The 16,974-nt window shown below is 63.1% G+C and carries 19 protein-coding genes and 1 pseudogene; 9 read left to right on the top strand and 11 right to left on the bottom strand.

The window, feature by feature from the left end:
- Positions 1-9: 9 nt before the first annotated feature.
- Entirely contained in the window at positions 10-792 is a 783-nt protein-coding gene (locus DH10_RS22050) for a 3-hydroxybutyrate dehydrogenase (protein WP_192252725.1), read from the bottom strand.
- A 273-nt stretch (positions 793-1,065) separates the two neighbouring features.
- Between DH10_RS22050 and DH10_RS22045 the strand changes: the two genes are divergently transcribed.
- Positions 1,066-1,977 (top strand): LysR family transcriptional regulator, encoded by a 912-nt coding sequence (locus tag DH10_RS22045; protein ID WP_192252722.1) that lies wholly within the window; start codon positions 1,066-1,068, stop codon positions 1,975-1,977.
- A 64-nt stretch (positions 1,978-2,041) separates the two neighbouring features.
- Here DH10_RS22045 and DH10_RS22040 read toward each other — a convergent pair whose 3' ends face one another.
- The 6 genes and pseudogenes from DH10_RS22040 to DH10_RS22015 form a co-directional block, all read right to left on the bottom strand.
- Positions 2,042-2,506, bottom strand: a complete 465-nt coding sequence (locus tag DH10_RS22040) for a DUF302 domain-containing protein (RefSeq protein ID WP_192252719.1) — start codon at positions 2,504-2,506, stop codon at positions 2,042-2,044.
- A gap of 44 nt (positions 2,507-2,550) precedes the next feature.
- Positions 2,551-3,753 carry an MFS transporter gene (locus tag DH10_RS22035; protein WP_192252716.1) on the bottom strand — a complete coding sequence of 401 codons (1,203 nt, stop codon included), beginning with the start codon at positions 3,751-3,753 and terminating at the stop codon, positions 2,551-2,553.
- 93 nt (positions 3,754-3,846) lie between these two features.
- Positions 3,847-4,347: a cupin domain-containing protein gene (locus tag DH10_RS22030; protein ID WP_192252713.1), complete on the bottom strand. Its 501-nt coding sequence runs from the start codon at positions 4,345-4,347 to the stop codon at positions 3,847-3,849.
- Positions 4,348-4,539: 192 nt separating this feature from the next.
- Complete coding sequence (locus DH10_RS22025) at positions 4,540-5,454, bottom strand: LysR family transcriptional regulator (RefSeq protein ID WP_192252710.1); 915 nt, start codon at positions 5,452-5,454, stop codon at positions 4,540-4,542.
- Between the two features lie 209 nt (positions 5,455-5,663).
- A pseudogene (locus DH10_RS22020) lies at positions 5,664-5,939 on the bottom strand (hypothetical protein).
- 191 nt (positions 5,940-6,130) lie between these two features.
- Positions 6,131-6,406 (bottom strand): hypothetical protein, encoded by a 276-nt coding sequence (locus tag DH10_RS22015; protein WP_192252708.1) that lies wholly within the window; start codon positions 6,404-6,406, stop codon positions 6,131-6,133.
- 221 nt (positions 6,407-6,627) lie between these two features.
- Here DH10_RS22015 and DH10_RS22010 point away from each other — a divergent pair, with 221 nt between their 5' ends.
- The 8 genes from DH10_RS22010 (at position 6,628) to DH10_RS21975 (ending at position 12,711) form a co-directional block, all read left to right on the top strand.
- A complete protein-coding gene (locus DH10_RS22010; protein WP_192385311.1) occupies positions 6,628-7,479 on the top strand; it encodes a patatin-like phospholipase family protein in 852 nt (283 codons plus the stop codon).
- 230 nt (positions 7,480-7,709) lie between these two features.
- A complete protein-coding gene (locus DH10_RS37965; RefSeq protein ID WP_127283463.1) occupies positions 7,710-7,979 on the top strand; it encodes a BufA1 family periplasmic bufferin-type metallophore in 270 nt (89 codons plus the stop codon).
- 42 nt (positions 7,980-8,021) lie between these two features.
- Complete coding sequence (gene bufB, locus DH10_RS22000; protein ID WP_246506309.1) at positions 8,022-9,047, top strand: MNIO family bufferin maturase; 1,026 nt, start codon at positions 8,022-8,024, stop codon at positions 9,045-9,047.
- Positions 9,034-9,819 (top strand): HvfC/BufC N-terminal domain-containing protein, encoded by a 786-nt coding sequence (locus DH10_RS21995; protein WP_192252702.1) that lies wholly within the window; start codon positions 9,034-9,036, stop codon positions 9,817-9,819. The genes bufB and DH10_RS21995 overlap by 14 nt, the downstream gene beginning before the upstream one ends.
- Before the next feature lie 11 nt (positions 9,820-9,830).
- Positions 9,831-10,307, top strand: coding sequence for a DoxX family protein (locus tag DH10_RS21990; RefSeq protein ID WP_192252686.1), 477 nt, complete (start codon positions 9,831-9,833; stop codon positions 10,305-10,307).
- Between the two features lie 27 nt (positions 10,308-10,334).
- Entirely contained in the window at positions 10,335-11,042 is a 708-nt protein-coding gene (locus tag DH10_RS21985) for an NAD(P)H-dependent oxidoreductase (protein WP_192385310.1), read from the top strand.
- Positions 11,043-11,298: 256 nt separating this feature from the next.
- The gene (locus DH10_RS21980) at positions 11,299-12,375 is read left to right on the top strand and encodes a class I SAM-dependent methyltransferase (RefSeq protein WP_192252680.1); all 1,077 of its coding nucleotides are present in this window, start codon (positions 11,299-11,301) and stop codon (positions 12,373-12,375) included.
- A 36-nt stretch (positions 12,376-12,411) separates the two neighbouring features.
- Complete coding sequence (locus tag DH10_RS21975) at positions 12,412-12,711, top strand: putative quinol monooxygenase (protein ID WP_192252677.1); 300 nt, start codon at positions 12,412-12,414, stop codon at positions 12,709-12,711.
- Positions 12,712-13,021: 310 nt separating this feature from the next.
- Here DH10_RS21975 and guaA read toward each other — a convergent pair whose 3' ends face one another.
- From guaA to DH10_RS21955, 4 genes are all read right to left on the bottom strand, one after another.
- A complete protein-coding gene (gene guaA, locus DH10_RS21970; protein ID WP_192252674.1) occupies positions 13,022-14,578 on the bottom strand; it encodes a glutamine-hydrolyzing GMP synthase in 1,557 nt (518 codons plus the stop codon).
- Between the two features lie 72 nt (positions 14,579-14,650).
- The gene (locus tag DH10_RS21965; protein ID WP_192252671.1) at positions 14,651-15,289 is read right to left on the bottom strand and encodes a 5'-methylthioadenosine/S-adenosylhomocysteine nucleosidase; all 639 of its coding nucleotides are present in this window, start codon (positions 15,287-15,289) and stop codon (positions 14,651-14,653) included.
- A gap of 3 nt (positions 15,290-15,292) precedes the next feature.
- Complete coding sequence (locus DH10_RS21960) at positions 15,293-15,751, bottom strand: PaaI family thioesterase (protein ID WP_040973884.1); 459 nt, start codon at positions 15,749-15,751, stop codon at positions 15,293-15,295.
- A gap of 96 nt (positions 15,752-15,847) precedes the next feature.
- On the bottom strand, positions 15,848-16,974 hold a 1,127-nt coding region (locus DH10_RS21955; protein WP_192385309.1), incomplete at its 5' end, for an RsmB/NOP family class I SAM-dependent RNA methyltransferase.

Below are 16,974 nucleotides of genomic sequence, written 5' to 3'. Positions count from 1 at the left end.
TTGCCGTTTTCAGTGGGCAGTCCAGCCGCCTTCGATCGGCATGATGGCGCCGGTGATCGAGGCCGCATCGTCCGAGGCCAGGAACAGGCAGAGCGACGCAACCTGCTCAACCGTTACGAACTGCTTGGTCGGCTGTGCGGCCAGGAGCACGTCCTTGATCACTTGCTGTTCGGTGATCCCGCGCGCCCTGGCGGTGTCCGGTATCTGCTTTTCCACCAGCGGGGTGAGCACATAGCCGGGGCAAACCGCATTGACCGTGATGCCCTGCTCGGCCACTTCCAGAGCAACCGTCTTGGTCAGGCCGGCGACGCCGTGCTTGGCGGCGACATAGGCGGATTTGTATGGCGAGGCGACGAGGGCGTGCGCCGAGGCGACATTGATGATGCGGCCCCATTTGCGCTGTTTCATCGCCTGCAAGGCGCGCCGGATCGTGTAAAATGACGACATCAGATCGATCGCCACGACGGCCTCCCATTTCTCGATCGGGAAGTCGTCGATCGGCGCCACGTGCTGGATGCCCGCATTGTTGACCAGGATGTCGATGGCTCCGAACTCGGCGATGGCCTTGTCCATCATGGCGGTGATCGCGCCGCCCTTGCTCATGTCCGCATTGTGGTAACGAACGGTCACACCGTGGTCGGCGGCCAGCTTCGCCCGCAGGCGTTCGATCTCATCGGCATCGCCGAAGCCATTGAGAACGATGTTGCAGCCCTTTGCCGCGAAGGCTTCGGCTATGCCTTGGCCGATGCCGCTGGTCGAGCCTGTTATCAGCGCCGTCTTTCCCTTGAGCATCGTCGTTTCCTTCTGTTGAAGCCGCGGCCGATTTGACCAGCAAACGGCTGCGGGCAACGGGCTTGCGCGCCCTGGTCTGAAATCCTGATCAAGTATGGCGAGCAGCCCGAAGCAGCGGAAATGCCGTTGAGACATGGATTCGATAGCCGACGGTCTGACCGGTGCGGCGAGGAAGTGGATCTCTGGGATCGGGTTGTTTGACGCTAGGGCAGCTAGTAAGATCGCCCGGCAACGCGGGTCGCGCCGCTTGGGCGCCCCCGGGGGAAGCGTGCAGTGGAGATTAGCCAGGTCAGATACTTCTTGGCCGTTGCCAAGGAACTGAATTTCACCAGGGCGGCCGAGCAGTGCAACGTCACGCAGCCGGCACTCTCGCGCGCCATAAAACTGCTCGAGGACGAATTCGGCGGGGCGCTTTTCCACCGCGAGCGCCGCTTCACCCATCTCACCGAGCTCGGCCGCATGGTCGAGACCTATCTCGAGGGTGTGTTCGAGAACTCCCGCCAGGCAAAGCAGATTGCCGAGCAGTATGTGCATCTGAAGAAGACACCGCTCAGGGTCGGCATCATGAGCACAATCGCTCCGGACGAGATCATCGAGCTGATAGCGGCCGTGCGTGGGCATCACCCCGGCGTAGAGCTTCACCTTTGCGATTCAGACGCCAAGAGCTTGCGGCGACGGCTGCTCGAAGGCGACCTCGAGGCCGCCATCTATGCCTTGCCGTCGGACGTGCCCGACGAGGAAGTGCACTCGCTTCCGCTCTTCCAGGAACAGATGGTGATGGCCGTCCATCTGAACCATCGCCTAGCCAACCAGCGGAGCGTGCGGGTGAAGGATATGAGCAATGAGAGCTACATCCACCGCAACAATTGCGAGTTTGCAGGCTACGCGGATGCCATTCTCGCCGACCAGGGCGTCACTGTCAGCCCCGTCTACTGGAGCGATCGTGACGATTGGACACTCGCGATGATCGCCGCCGGACTTGGCTTCGGCTTCATGCCCGAACATACCGCCAAGCACCCGGGCGTGGTGCCCTTGCCGATCACCGAGCCGGAATTCTGGCGCGAGGTCAATCTCGTCACCGTGCGCGGCCGCAGGCATTCGCCGGCGGTTGGCGCACTGGTGCGCGAGGCCACGCAGAAACGATGGTTCGGCGAACGGGCGAAGGCGTTGTCCGCCGCCGAGTAGCCTTGTCGCGAGAAGCAGGCTGCTTCGCATGCCCGGCGGCGGATCTCCTTCACGTCATCCGCACTCAGTTCTTTCTGATCGTCGAGGTCACGGACTGGATGACTTCGGTCGCCATCTTGAACTGCGCCTCCCGGTCGGTGATGCCATGCCGCTTGGCGATCCAGTCGAAATCGCTGTAGGCGGCGTAAACCGCCCCATCAGCGGTCTGGTAGACCAGGACGCGGACGGGCCAGTCGAGACCGGCCTCGGGATTGGAGGTGATGAAGGTCGTGCCGAGCGCCGGATTGCCGAACATCACCAGCCGCGACGGCTTGACGTCGTTGCCGGCATTCTTGCCAAGCCTTGCCTGGTCGATGACGCCGAAGAACTTGATGCCTTTCTTGAGGACATCCTTCTTGATGCGGGCGACGGTTTCGGCGACGGAATAGTCGCTCTTCACGGTGACGACACCGTCTGAAGCGGCCGCTTGGGCGACGACGGCCATCATCATGGCGGCGCCGGCTATCATGGTCTTCACGTAGCTTTTCATGTCAGTCTCCTTGGTTGGATTGCCTAGTTTTGGTCTTTGAAGTCTCAGGTCTTTGGTGTTTGCAGCACGCGCGCCACCGCGATGGCGCATGCGATGACTGCGGCGAGCACAGCCACGCATGCGGTCCAGCCAATCCGGTCGTAGACCTGTCCGATAACGAAGCTGCCGATGAGCCCGCCCGCATAGTAGGAGGCGAGATAGATGCCGCTCGCAGCGGCGCGGTCGCGCGACGCAGTGCGGCTCACATGCCCGGTGGCGATTGCCTGCGCCAGGAAGGTGCCGATGGCGACCAGCGCCATTCCTGAAAGGACCACCGGCAGGCTGCTTGTCAGAAGCAGAAGCAAACCCAGGATGGCCAATGCAAGTGTTGCGCCGATCCCGATCCTTGGTCCGAGCCTCGCGGCAACCCTCCCGGCGAGCGGTGTGGTCAGCATGGAAGGCAGGAAGACGAAATACACCAGCCCCAGCGCCATCGGCGACAGCGATAGCGGCGCAGCGACGAGTTGGAAGTTGACGTAGGTGAAGGTGCCTATGAAGACGAAGAGGATCAGGAAGCCGATGGTGAAGCAGGCACGCAGCTCGACGTTCATCAACGGGCCCTTCCAGGCGGCGCGGGCACGCTCGCTCTTGGCGTCGGCGCGCATCATTGCAGATGTCTTCTGCAGGGTGAGCCAGACGAGGGCAGCGCCAATCAGATTGAGAGCTGCGAAGGTCAGGAAGTTGGTGGAGATGCCAAACGTGTCAGCGACGGCGGCCGACATCAGCCGTCCGAAGAAATTGCTGGCGACGTTGCCGGTCACATAGGCCGCGAGTGCGCTGGTCGTCTGCCGCGCGGAAAAGTGTTCGGCGAGATAGGCCATTGTCAGCGTGAACGCGGTCGCCATGCACAAGCCTTGGGCGACGCGCAACAAGGCAAAGATCACGATGCTGTCGGTGAGCGACAAAAGCGTCGTCGGTATCGCCAGCACCGCTAGGCTGATCCAGATGCCATTGCGCCGATCGATGCCGCGCCCGAAGAGAGCGACCGCGATCCCTGCCGCCGCCATGCCGAACGTGCTGGCATTGACCGCCAAGCCCATGGTTGCTCGACTGACGCCGAATTTCATAACCAGTGAAGGCAGGATGGCCTGGGTGGCGAACAGATCGACAAGCGTGAGAAACGCGATCAGCGCTATCAGGCCGAAGCGCCAGCTGTCCGCGGCAACCATGCGAAGCCGCGTCGGTTCGGTGTGTTCGCTTGTTGTCATGGCAGGAAGCTCCCGTTGCGCACGTCCCCGGGCGATCACCCGAGGACGCGCTTTCAGATGCCAGTCATGAAAAGATCGCTGTCGAGTGGAGGATCACATCATGTGATCGTCGTGCATCGCAGGCGGCAGGACGTCGGCCGAATAGAGCACAGCCGGAACCTTGCCGTTGTTCTTCCACCAATGGGCGAGCTGGCCGAACTCGGCGGTTACGTCGCCGGCCGGATGTTCGATGCCGACCTTGCAGGTGCTGCGATATTCGGTGATCGAGCCTTCGACGATCAGGATGTTGGCCGGGCGGACATTGTGCTCATGCCACGGCACGACGCCGCCGGGCTGAACGACGAGCTTGCGCAAGCGCAGCATGTTGCCTTTCCAGGCTTCGCCCTTGCTGCTCAGGTCGATTGCCGAGAGAACCGTGTCGGTTACGCCGACCGGCTTGGCGGGATGCTCCTGGATGTCGGCCGTGGCCACCTGGCCGGCGGGGCAATCGCCGGCAAAAACCGGGGCCACGGAAAACGCAGCGGTCGCGGTAAGCAGTCCGAGTGTCAGCGCCAGATTCAGCGGCGCCCGCAATGCAATAGTCTTGGAAGCCATGTCATTTCTCCTTTGTCAGTGCCCAATCGCAGAGGCGGGGCATGAAGGGACAGTGACGGCAGCCTAGAAGAAAGAGAAATGCTGACTGGCTCTTAAATCGATACCTGAAAACTATCGTCGGCAGTCGCGAGTGGCACGAAAAGGCGCACAACAGGACTTGCGGCGCGCAACCATCATTTCTGCAGTTTTTCTTCAGGCCGCCGTCTTGCGAAGCGCCTGAGGGATGGCGCTTTCCGGCCAGCCATGCGCCTTGACGCTGTTGACGAAGGCAGATGCCGCCGGCGAGAACCTGCGCCCGGCCACGACCACCAGAGAGACTTCCCGCCAGACCTCGGGATCGATGACTGGCCGGACCTGCAAGCCCGGGATCACCGCACTGAACTCCGGGATGAAGCAGATTCCGAGACCACCTGAAACCATGTTCTGGATCCAGTCCTCGCGCTCGCTCGCATAGGAGATCCTGAGCTTGACGCCACGGTCGTTGCACAGGCCGGCGAGATGATCGCGATACTCGCAGTTCAACCGCCTCAGATAGTTCTCGCCGTCGAGCTCGGAGATCGCGACATTGTCGTTGCGGGCCAGCCGATGGCCGTTTGGAAAGGCCAGGACGAAGCGCTCGCGATAGAGCGGCGTGACATCGAACCGTTCCGGAAAACTGTCGCTGGACGCCATGATGGCGACATCGATTTCACCGGATTCGAGCAGTTGCGAGAGCGAGGCGGGCACACCTTCCACCAGCTGCAGTTGGATGCCTTGCTGGCGCCTGTTGAAATCAGCCAGCAGGCCGGTGAAGCGGCGCGGACCGATGGTGCACATGACGCCAACCTTGAGGTTGGCATTTTCCAGGCACAAGAATCTCGAAGCCTCCTGCCGCACTCCGGTCAATTCGTCGAGGATCTGCTGAAACCGGGGGCGCAGCAGCGCGCCCAGGTCGGTCAGGTGAGTCAGGTTTCGCTCGCGGCGAAACAGCAGGCCGCCGACCTCGTCCTCCAGCTGCTGGATGGCGCGCGACAGTGCCGGCTGGGTGACGTTGCACTTTTCGCCGGCGCGCGTGAAGTTTCGCGTCTCGCACACGGCCAGGAAATAGCGGATGTGATGAACGTCCATGCCGATTGCTCCACGTTGCGTTTTGCTAAAACGAACCTTTGCGCAAAAGACATCATCGTTCCAATGCATCGATGCTATGAAGTTCATAGCATACCGTCATTGGCTGGCGCAGGTCGGCGCCAGTGAAGGCTTTGCAGGGACATAGGAGACGATGGCGAGCAAGTTGCTTGCCATCGCGCTCGGTTCTGATCTGGAAAGCCGGGTGATGTTCAGCTGTTGCCGCCGAGCTCATGAACTTTCACGCAGAATTCGGCATGGGGCTTGCTCATCGCCGCGTCGTTGCATTCCTTCTTCATGGCATCCTGCTTGTCCTTCGACATGGCGCCCCAGGCTGCTTTGAAGTCGGCATCCGATTTCATCGTCTTCATGCTGGCGTCGGTGAAGAAGGGCTGCATGTTGGACGGCTCGTCGAGCGCGCCGGCGAACTAAACGCCGCTCAGGACGGAAAGTGCAAAAGCGCCGAGGCAGATGGCCTTGATATTCATGGTAAGATCCTTCTCTGGGGTTGAGCAATCGTCCCATCGACGACTGCGGTAATGATCGGCAGCAATCTAAAACTCTGTGGTTCCTCCTTGCCGAGATGGACTTTGCTGCAACCGGCCGCCAACTTGCCAATGCCATCTGCGTATAGAGTTCATGCCGGCTCTTCCTCCGGCGGATGCTTGGGGCACCACCGCTAATTAGCGCCGCCCAGGGCGAGCACGTTGGCGCAGAATTGCGCGTGGGGCTTGCTCATTGCCGGGTCGTTGCAAGCCTTGATCATCGTGACGCGGTCGTGCTTTGACATGGCAAACCAGGCCTTCTTGAACCCGGCCATCGGCTTCATCGTTTTCATCCCGGCGTCCGTATAGAAGGTGGGCAAGGCGGCCAGGTCGCTGAAGGCGTCGGCGCAAGCCGCCCCGGCAAGAAGACCGAGGGCAATCGCCCCCAGGCACGCAATTCGTATTCTCATGACGCGCTCCTTTTGTGCTGAGGCGACCGCCTTGGTGCGGGTTCAAAGCAAGATCCCGGGATTTTCGCCTGCCTGACAAAAGCTTGCTGCGCGTGGGCGGTCGCAGCCAATGCAATCTGCCTATGGAGTTCATGCCACCTTGGCATTTCGCCGACGGAAGGAGTTGCGGCAGTCTTTCCATCAAACGCCCAGCCCGGCGTTTTGGGGACGGAGACTGAAACATGCATATCCAGACCGGAACCGAGACCGACCAAGCCCTCATTGCAAGACCTGCAGTGGATGACCGGCGGATTGTGGACATTTTCCTAGCGAGCGACGCGCACGGCGCCTTCGTCTGGGGCGTCCTCGACCGCTTGCTTGACGAACCCAGCCTTTCCATCTGCAACATCACTGCGTCCGGCTTCGGCGCGATGGAGGCCGCGGTCTTGGCCTATGGCCTGGCCCTGGGCGGCCGGCGCGGCTCGCGGACGGCGCTCGCCAACTTCTGGCGACGCGTCAGCCACGCATCGATGTTTGCCGCCGATGCAGCAAGCCCGCTGCGATCGATCCTGGAACAGTCGATCGATATTGCGGTAATCCGCGACAAGAACCGCCCGCTGCAGTTGAGCATCCTGGCCTCCAATGCCCGCACCGATGCGGTGAAGATCTTCGCCGGCGATCAGTTGTCGATCGACGCGATCCTTGCGGCCGCCACGATCCCGTTCCTCTTCCCGCCGGTCGAGATCGACGGCGACAGCTATTGGGGCGACGGCGACCTTTCGGCTTTGCCGGCGCTGCAGCTGGACACCGGTCATCGGCTGGTGGTCACCGGCAAGCCGACACTGTTCACGACGCCGTGCGCGGATCGCCGCCTCGCCGCCACTCCTTGTGCGATGAAGTGCGCCCCAACCCACGCCATCTTCGACCGCCAACACCGCGCCGGCGCGGCACTGTTCACAAGGCCCTGGACCGACTGGGGTGAACTGACCGACATGGGTGACCGGGGACGCGAACGCGCCGGCGACTGGCTTTTCGCAGAGCATTCCGCCGCAGGCGAATGCTCGGCCGCCGACGGCAAAATCCGATACGTCTAGGCGTCTCCCTCCCGCCTGGCCGCGCCTGCTTCGCATACTCCCGAATGCAGGTGCCAAGCCCTCCGGTGCCCCGCCGGAGGGCTTTTTGCGTGCAGCCGCTTCAGCATAGTGACCGCGTATCAAATCCATGCCGAGACAGCATTTCAGCTCGGCATCCGGATCGGGGACACTGCCTGCAGACAGGTCGCAAGGCCAGTCTTTCACTCGAAACGCAACCAGGAGATACGACCGTGATCAACACCAAAACCCTCATCGGATCGGCCCTCGCGGCCGCCACTTCGCTCGCCGCTACGGCGGCCTACAGCGGCCCCGCCGCCAAGCCCGGCTTCGCCTTCGAGAAATGCTACGGCGTCGTCAAGGCCGGCCAGAACGACTGCCAGACCGCGACGCATTCCTGCGCCGGCACCGCCACCGCCGACAACCAGCCGGATTCCTGGCTCTACGTGCCCGCCGGCAGCTGCGCCAAGATCACCGGCGGCAGCGACAAGCCGAAAGCCTGAACCATCCAGACTTCACGCCAACCCCTTGAAGGGAGCAGACCGATGTCCCGTGCGTTGCAGCCCCTCCCGATCCCCGCATCAGCGGGCATCGGTCTTCGCTCCTCTCACATCGGTGAAATGCTGACCCGCAGGCCTTCCGCAGGCTGGCTCGAGGTTCATGCCGAGAATTACATGGGAGACGGCGCCGGCGTCGAAGCGCTGGAACGACTGCGCCAGACCTATCCGCTGTCGGTGCACGGCGTCGGCCTGTCGCTGGGCAGCGCGCGAGGAGTGGACCCCGATCATCTGGAGCGGCTGCGCAGGGTGTGCGAGCGCTTCCAGCCCGATCTCGTTTCGGAGCATCTTGCCTGGAGCGTCGCCGACGGCGCCTACCTCAACGATCTGCTGCCGCTGCGCTATGACGAAGAGGCGCTGTCGATCGTGGCGCGCAATGTCGCGACCGTCCAGGATACGCTGAAGCGGCAGGTGCTGATCGAAAATCTGTCCGCTTACGTCGCCTTTGCCGACTCCTCGATGAACGAGGCTGAATTCCTGGCCGAGCTTGTGGCGCGAACGGGCTGCGGCCTGTTGCTGGACGTCAACAATGTCCAGGTCTCGGCGCACAATTTGCAATATGATGCCAGAGCCTTCATCGATGCGCTGCCGGCCGATGCCATCGGCGAGATCCATCTCGCCGGCCATGCGACGAACCAGGTCGGGGCCGACACCGTGCTCATCGACGATCATGGCTCGCGTGTGCCGCCGGTCGTCTGGAGCCTTTACCAGCATGCCATAGGTCGGCTCGGACCGCGCCCGACGTTGATCGAATGGGACACCGATGTCCCGGTTCTGGATGTGCTGCTTGGCGAAGCCATGTGGGCCGACATGCTCACCGCTTCGATCATGTTCAACCGCGAGCAGGCTGCGAGACACGCTGAGGCAGCCAAACCCCGACCGATGTCCCTGACCCCCTTCGAAAGTGTGGGGACCAGCATGCCGGTGCTGGCAGCATTCGCTGCCGCAAAGGCCGGAGCAGCCATACCGGTAGCGTTGACGCCAATGGAAGGAGGATACGATGTTGCCGCTTGAAAACCTGCAGACCACCATGGCGCGCTCGGTGCTTGCCATCGAACCAATGGTCTCCGCGAAAATGCTGACCGCCGGCAAGGCCGATCCATTGGCCCGCCTGCGCATCTACCAGAACAACACGCGCAGTTCGCTCACCGCGGTGCTGATGGCGGTCTTTCCCGTCACCGTGCGCCTGGTCGACGAACGCTTCTTCCGTTTCGTGGCGAGCGAATTCATCCGACGCCATCCGCCGGTGGAGTCGCGGCTGTCGCGCTACGGCGCCGGCTTCCCGCGCTTCCTGAAGACGATCGACACGCTGTCCGACATGCCGATCGTCGCCGAAACGGCGCGGCTCGAATGGGCCATCGCCGAGGCACTCGATACGGCTTCGCTGCCACCCCGCAGCCTTGCGGACTATGACAAAATCGACCTGGGGCCTTCACCCGATATCCTGCTGCAGCCATCGCTCAGGCTGATCGTTTCACACTGGTCGATTCTGTCGCTGTGGACGGCGCACCAGCAGGGCACAGCAGTCGATCGGCATTGCACTTGGGCGAGACGTCCCGAACGCGTGGCGTTGTGGCGGACCGGGAACAGCGTCCACCTGGTTCTCCTCGACCGAGCCGACTTCGCCTTCCGGCATTCTCTCAAGCACGGCCTCGGCCTCGAACATGGTGCAAGCCGCGCGCTCGCGCTCGAACCGAACTTCGACCTCGTGTCCGCGCTCGTGCGACTGTTCGCTGACGGGCTTGTCACAAACGTGCGCATCACCGTGCATAACCTCTCAAACTGATGTAGACAGTCATGACCGCAATTTCAGATCATCCCTCGACCAGCCCGAGCGGCTTGGTCGGCGTCTGCCGGCGCATCATCACGCTGCCCGAACGCATTCCATTTTCGCTGATCCAGCTCGCGGCCCGTGTCGCGGTCGGACATGTCTTCTGGCAATCCGCGCAATCGAAACTGGCATCCTGGCCGGTGACGCTGCAACTGTTTGCCAATGAATACAATCTGCCGTTCATCGATCCGTCGATCGCGGCGCCGCTCGCGACGGCCGCAGAACTCACGGGCTCGGTGTTGATTTTCCTCGGGCTGTTTTCGCGCCTTGCAGCGCTGATGCTGCTCGGCGTCGTGTCTGTCATCCAGATCTTCGTTTATCCGGAAAACTGGGCAGAGCACCTGCTGTGGGCGTCGCTGCTGCTGCTTGTGCTGACGCGCGGGGCGGGTGCTTTCTCGCTCGACTATGTCGCCGAGCGAACCCTTTCGGTATCTGGAAAATGAACATTTCGATCGAGTGGGAACAGCACGGTGCGCATCTTCATCGTTCACGCCCACCCCGAGCCCAACAGCTTCAATGGCGCCCTGACCCGCACGGCGCAGGGGGTGTTGTCTGCGGCCGGACACGAGGTCGTCGTATCCGATCTCTACGCCATGGGCTTCAATCCAGTATCAGATCGCCGCAACTTCACGACCGTGCGCGACGCGACCTACTACCGCCAGCAGGCTGAGGAGGCGAATGCGGCCGCCCACGACGGATTTGCTCCAGACATCCAGGCGGAGATGGACAAGCTTTTCTGGTGCGACGTCTTGATCCTGCAGTTTCCGCTCTGGTGGTTCGGGCTGCCGGCGATCCTCAAGGGCTGGGTTGACCGAGTGTTCGCGTCGGGCGGCAGGATCTATGGTGGCGGCAAATGGTATGATCGCGGCGTCTTCGCGGGAAAGCGCGCGATGTGTTCCGTCACAATCGGCGGACCGCCGCCGATCTATTCGAGCCGAGGACTGAACGGCTCAATCGACGCAATCCTGTTCCCAATCAACCACGGGATGCTCTACTTTGTCGGCTTCACGGTGATCGAGCCTTTCCTTGCGCACGCACCAGTGCGCGCCAGCGACGGCGAACGCCGGGTCTGCCTCGATCGTTACCGTGAACGCGTCCTCAGCCTCGCGCATGCCCCCACTATCGCTTATCCGAAGCTCGCGGACTTCGACGACACCCACGTTTTGAAATCGGCGTGAGAGAAGCACTGTTCAGCTTACTGGTCCGGACGCCACACGCCGACCGCGGTTCCTGAGCTAGCAGGTTTGCTCTGATGCACCGGCGATTTGAGGTCCCTGCTCTCGCTGAGAATTTTCAGGCAGCGGTCACGTTGCTGTGAAGCTGTAACAGGCGGTCGCTACGGGGCGAACAATGGACTGTTACGGCGAGGCCATCCTGGTGGCGGGAGCAGGCTTGTCGCCCTGGTGTTTGGGATCGAGCTGGAGGAGATAGCCGATGCTGGAGCGCAACAAGGACAATCAGCCCAATCAGGAAAAACTGGAGGCACTGCTGGGAAAGATGGTCGGCGATCTCGGCGCCATCACCACCGGAGCGGCGGTACTGCTGGGAGACAGGCTTGGCCTGTTCTCGGCCATGAGCGAGGGCGGCAAGATGACCGCCGGCCAGCTCGCCAAAAGGACCGGCACGCAGGAACGGCTGGTCCGCGAATGGCTCTCGGCGCAGGCGGCAGCCGGCTATGTCGAGTATGACGAGGCCGGCGACAGCTTCTACCTCAACCCCGAGCAAGAGCAGGTCTTCGTCAACGAGGACAGCCCGGCTTTCATGGCCGGCGCGTTCGAGGTCGTTTCGACGCTGTGGCTGGACGAGGAGAAGGTCAGGCAGGCCTTCCGCTCCGGCAAGGGGCTCGGCTGGCACGATCACAGCGCTTGCCTGTTCCGCGGCACCGAACGCTTCTTCCGGCCGGGCTACAACGCCAATCTGATCGGCTGGTGGCTGCCGGCACTCGACGGCGTCGTCCAGAAGCTGGAGCGCGGCATAGATGTCGCCGATGTCGGATGCGGCCATGGCGCATCGACCGTGCTGATGGCCAAGGCCTTCCCGAACTCGCGCTTCACCGGCTTCGATTATCACGCCCCGTCGATCGAGCGCGCCCGCTCCGCGGCGAAGGAGGCCGGCGTTGCCGGCAACACGCGCTTCGAGGTGGCGCCGGCGAAGGATTTCCCTGGCACCTATGACCTTGTCGCCTTCTTCGACTGCCTGCACGACATGGGCGATCCGGAAGGCGCGGCCAAACATGTGCACAAAGCGCTGAAGCCGGACGGCACATGGATGATCGTCGAGCCCTTCGCCAACGACCAGCTTTCGGCCAACCTCAACCCGGTCGGCCGCATCTACTACGCCGCCTCCACCTTCATCTGCACGCCTGCCTCGCTTTCCCAGGAGGTCGGGCTGGGGCTCGGCGCACAGGCCGGCGAGGCAAGGCTGCGCAAGGTGGTGTCCGGCGGCGGCTTCAAGCGGTTCCGCCGCGCCACCGAGACGCCGTTCAACATGGTGCTCGAGGCACGTCCTTAAGGTTCTTTAGGCGACAATTTTCGATTGGAGGAAGACATGACTGCTTACAACGTCGTTCGGTTCCGCACCAAGCCCGGCAAGGAACAGGCGTTCATCGACGCGCACAAGAAGGCGACCCTCGACGTCAAGGGTTTTCGCAAGGGCGCGCTCATCAAGACCGGCGACCGCACCTTCTGCATCGTCGGCGAGTGGAACGACATGGACAGCCTCGCGGCGGCACGGCCGCAAATGATCGGGCTCCTGGATACGATGCGCGACATGCTGGAGGACCTCGGCGGCGACCTCGGCGTGACCGATCCCGTCTCGGGAACGGTTGTCGCCGACGTCGGTACCTGAAGGGCCTAGCTGCGGGCTTTGTGTGCACACTGCGCGACCGGGGCGGCGAGTCAAAAAAGGTTGGCGGTCAAGTCGGCCGGAATGACATGCAGCGCAAAGAAGACTCGCCTTTATGCACGCCGCTCTACGCTAAAGGCCTCTCCCCTTTTTGAAAGGACTTTACTTCATCAGGTGCATAGTCGCAGATCGGACTTGCCAGATCGGAGATGGAGAATGCTAGTTCAGCGGAAGTGAGATACTGACGCAAAACAATTTGCCCGACGCCGAAACTGCCGCCGCAGATACGCTATTGCCGCCGTTTGCCCCTCCGTCACTCCCACTCGATGGTTCCAGGCGGCTTGGACGTCACGTCGTAGACGACGCGGTTGATGCCTTTCACTTCGTTGATGATGCGGGTGGCGGCGGCGCCGAGGAAGGCCATGTCGTAGTGGTAGAAGTCGGCCGTCATGCCGTCGACGGAAGTCACGGCGCGCAGCGCGCAGACGAACTCATAGGTGCGGCCGTCGCCCATCACGCCGACGGTCTGCACCGGCAAGAGCACGGCGAAGGCCTGCCAGATGGCGTCGTAGAGGCCGGCCTTGCGGATCTCGTCGAGATAGATGGCGTCGGCCGCGCGTAGAATCTCCAGCTTTTCGCGCGTGATGCCGCCCGGGCAGCGGATGGCAAGGCCGGGACCGGGGAACGGATGGCGGCCGATAAAGCTTTCGGGCAGGCCGAGCTCCTTGCCCAGCGCCCTCACCTCGTCCTTGAACAGTTCGCGCAGCGGCTCGACCAGCTTCATATTCATGCGATCGGGCAGGCCGCCGACATTGTGGTGCGACTTGATCGTCACCGAAGGGCCGCCGGAGAAGGAGACGCTTTCGATGACGTCGGGATAGAGCGTGCCCTGCGCCAGGAAATCGGCGCCGCCGAGTTTTTTTGCCTCTTCCTCGAACACCTCGATGAACAGCCGGCCGATGGTCTTGCGCTTCTTCTCCGGATCGCTCTCGCCTTCGAGCGCCGAGATGAAACGGTCGGACGCGTCGACCAGGATCAGCGGCAAGTTGTAGTGCTGGCGGAACATCTCCACCACGCTTTTCGCCTCGTCCTTGCGCATCAGGCCGTGGTCGACGAGGATGCAGGTCAGTTGATCGCCGACAGCCTCGTGGATGAGGAGTGCTGCGACCGAGGAATCGACGCCGCCCGACAGCGCGCAGATCACCTTGCCCTTGCCGACCTGCTTGCGGATCGCCTCGACCGCCTGCTCGCGATAGGCGGCCATGGTCCAGCCCCTGGCGAGACCGGCGATGTGGTGGACGAAGTTGCCAAGCAGCTTCGCGCCATCCGGGGTATGGACGACCTCGGGGTGGAATTGCACCGCGTAGAACTTGCGCGCCTCGTCGGCAATGGCGGCGAAGGGCGCGCCGGTGGAGGTGCCGACGATCTTGAAGCCGGCGGGAATGGCGGTGACCCGGTCGCCATGGCTCATCCAGACCTGATGGCGCGTGCCTTTGGCCCAGACGCCGTCGAACAGCGCGCAATCGCTCTCGATCTCCAGGAAGGCCCGGCCGAACTCACGATGATGGCCGGCCTCGACCTTGCCACCAAGCTGGGCGCACATCGTCTGCTCGCCATAGCAGATGCCGAGCACCGGAATGCCGGCGGAAAAGACCTCGTCGGGCGCGCGCGGCGAACCGATGTCGACGGTCGAGTGCGGGCTGCCCGACAGGATGACGGCCTTCGGCCGGATGCGGCGAAAGCCCTCGGCGGCGGACTGGAACGGAACGATTTCGCAGTAGACCCCGGCTTCGCGGACGCGCCGCGCAATCAGCTGCGTGACCTGGCTGCCGAAGTCGATGATGAGAACGGTGTCGGGATGTGTCGTCATGGCGAGCCTTTAAAGAAAGAACCGATTCGGCGCAATGGTGGCGCGCTGCGGCTTTCGGTCCATTCACGGCCTTTAGGTAAGGCGGATCGCGCCGGACGCAATCGCCTGCTCCAGCAACCCTATTGCTCCGGCCAGCTTCTCGTCGATGACGTGCAGATACTCCGTCCAGTCGCCGACGTGCCTCAGATCGGCGGCGCCGTCGGAAATGCCGCGCAGGCCAATCAGCGGCACACCGAACAACTGGCAGGCGCGCAGGCAGGCGAAGGTTTCCATGTCGACCATGTCGGCGTCGATCGCGTCATAGGCGGCGCCGGTGACGATCGCGCCGCCGGTCGAGAGCGCAGCACTCTTGATGCCGGGAATGACGAAGGGCAGCGGCACCGTCATCGGCAGGTCGAGGAACGGCGTGGCGCCTTTCTCGAAACCGAGCGGCGAGGCATCAATGTCGCGGTAGCTCACCGACACGGCCTGGTAGATTTCGGTCTGCTCGAGCGTGCGGCTGCCCGCGGACCCCAGCGAGACGACGAGATCCGGCAGCGCGTCCTGAGCTTTAAGTGTCGCAAGCTCGGCACCAAGCCGCACGGCGGCCTCGACCGGACCGACCCCGGTCATCAGCGGCGTGAACAGTTCTTTGAGGTGCGGGCCGTATTCGGCCTCCGCCGCCATGACGAAGAGAACGGATTTTTCCCCTATCCGCGCAGCGCTCGCCATGAGTCACCCTTCTATCCCGTCGCGGCCGACAACCGTCATCATCGTGCCGGTCATCGTCGCGATAAGCTTGGCCTCGCCGTCGGCGGCAAAGGCATAGGCCTGGCCGTCGGCAACGATGATGGTGCGGCCGGGCTTTGTCACCGAACCGCGGAACAGGAAGCGCTCGCCCCTGCCCGGTGCCAGGAGGTTGACCTTGAATTCGATGGTCAGCACGCTGGAATTCTGCGGCATCAACGAGAACGCGGCATAGCCGCAGGCCGAGTCCAACGCGGTCGAGATGACGCCGGCATGCAGGAAGCCGTGCTGCTGGGTGAGCGACGGCGCGTAAGGCATCTCGATCTCGATGATGCCGGGCGTGACCAGCGTCAGCTCCGCGCCAATGGTGGCCATCGCCTTTTGGCGGGCAAAGGAGGTCCTGACGCGATCCTCATAGTCGGGAGCGGGTACGATCTTGGCTGCCATGGCCTTCGCCTTCACTTTTGCTGGCGAAGCTTATTGCAGAGGCAGGCAAGACAGGCAATCTCTTATGTTGCAGCGCAGCAAAACGCCGTCTGCCCCTCAGGCCGCCTTACGCAAGGCGTGGAAATAGAATCCGTCGGTGCCGCTGAGCGCCGGCGACAGCGAGATGCCGCCGGCGTCGCCGATGCGAGCTTCGCCTTCATGGCCGGGGAAATGGCTGTCCCAAAGCGTGCGATGGTCGACCGGCGCAAAGTCGCCGTGGCGCTCGCGGAAAGCCGCGACCTGCTCGCCGTTCTCGGCATCGAACACCGAGCATGTGATGTAGACGAGCAGTCCGCCCGGCTTCACGAAAGCCTGCGCCGTGTCGAGGATCGCCTGCTGCTCGCCCTTGCGGGCATCGAGCTGTCTGTCGGTCAGCCGCCATTTGGCGTCGGGCCGCCGCCGCCAGGTGCCGCTGCCGGTGCAGGGCGCGTCGATGAGCACGATGTCCATGTGCCCGGAAAGCGGCGCGAGCTCGGCGGGCTTGCTGACGATCTGGATGTTGCGGCTGTGCGCGCGGCGGATGCGCTCGAAGATCGGCGCCAGCCGCACCTTCTCCGCGTCATGGGCGAACAGCTGGCCGCGATTGTCCATCTCGGCCGAGAGCGCCAGCGTCTTGCCGCCGGCGCCGGCGCAATAGTCGAGCACCTGCATGCCGGGTAAAGCTCCGGCAAGCGCTGCCGCAAGCTGCGAACCTTCGTCCTGCACCTCGAACCAGCCTTTCTGAAAGGCGGGCTCGGCCTGGACGTTCGGATGCCTGCCGTCGCCGTCGATCGGCGGGATGCGGACGCCGTGCGGCGCGATGGCCGCAGGTGCTGCACCCGTGCCCTGGAGTTCAGCCAGCACCTTGCCGCGGTCGGCCAGCAAGGCATTGACCCTGAGGTCCAGCGGCGGACGCATCGCAAGCGCCGCCCCTTCCTCGACCCAGGCATCGCCATAGGCCTGATCGAGGAGCGGCGCGCACCAGTCTGGAACATCGGCCCGCACGGCATCCGGCGCATCGGCGAGCCTGCCAGAGGCTGCCGCTTTCAGTTCGGCGGCGCTGAGCAGCGGCGGCGCGAATTTGTCGCCGTCGAGCGCGTCATTCAGCGACTGGGCCGTCTGGCCCCATTCCAGCAGCAGCGCGCCGAAGCCGATGGCGCGCGGCGTATCCTCGCCGAGGAGCCAGCCAGCCGAACGCTTGCGGC

The sequence above is a fragment of the Mesorhizobium silamurunense genome, assembly GCF_014843825.1.
GTDB classification, from domain to species: Bacteria; Pseudomonadota; Alphaproteobacteria; order Rhizobiales; family Rhizobiaceae; genus Mesorhizobium; species Mesorhizobium silamurunense.
Note: the sequence above shows the minus strand (reverse complement) of the source record. Positions and strands in the feature narration are given on the sequence as shown.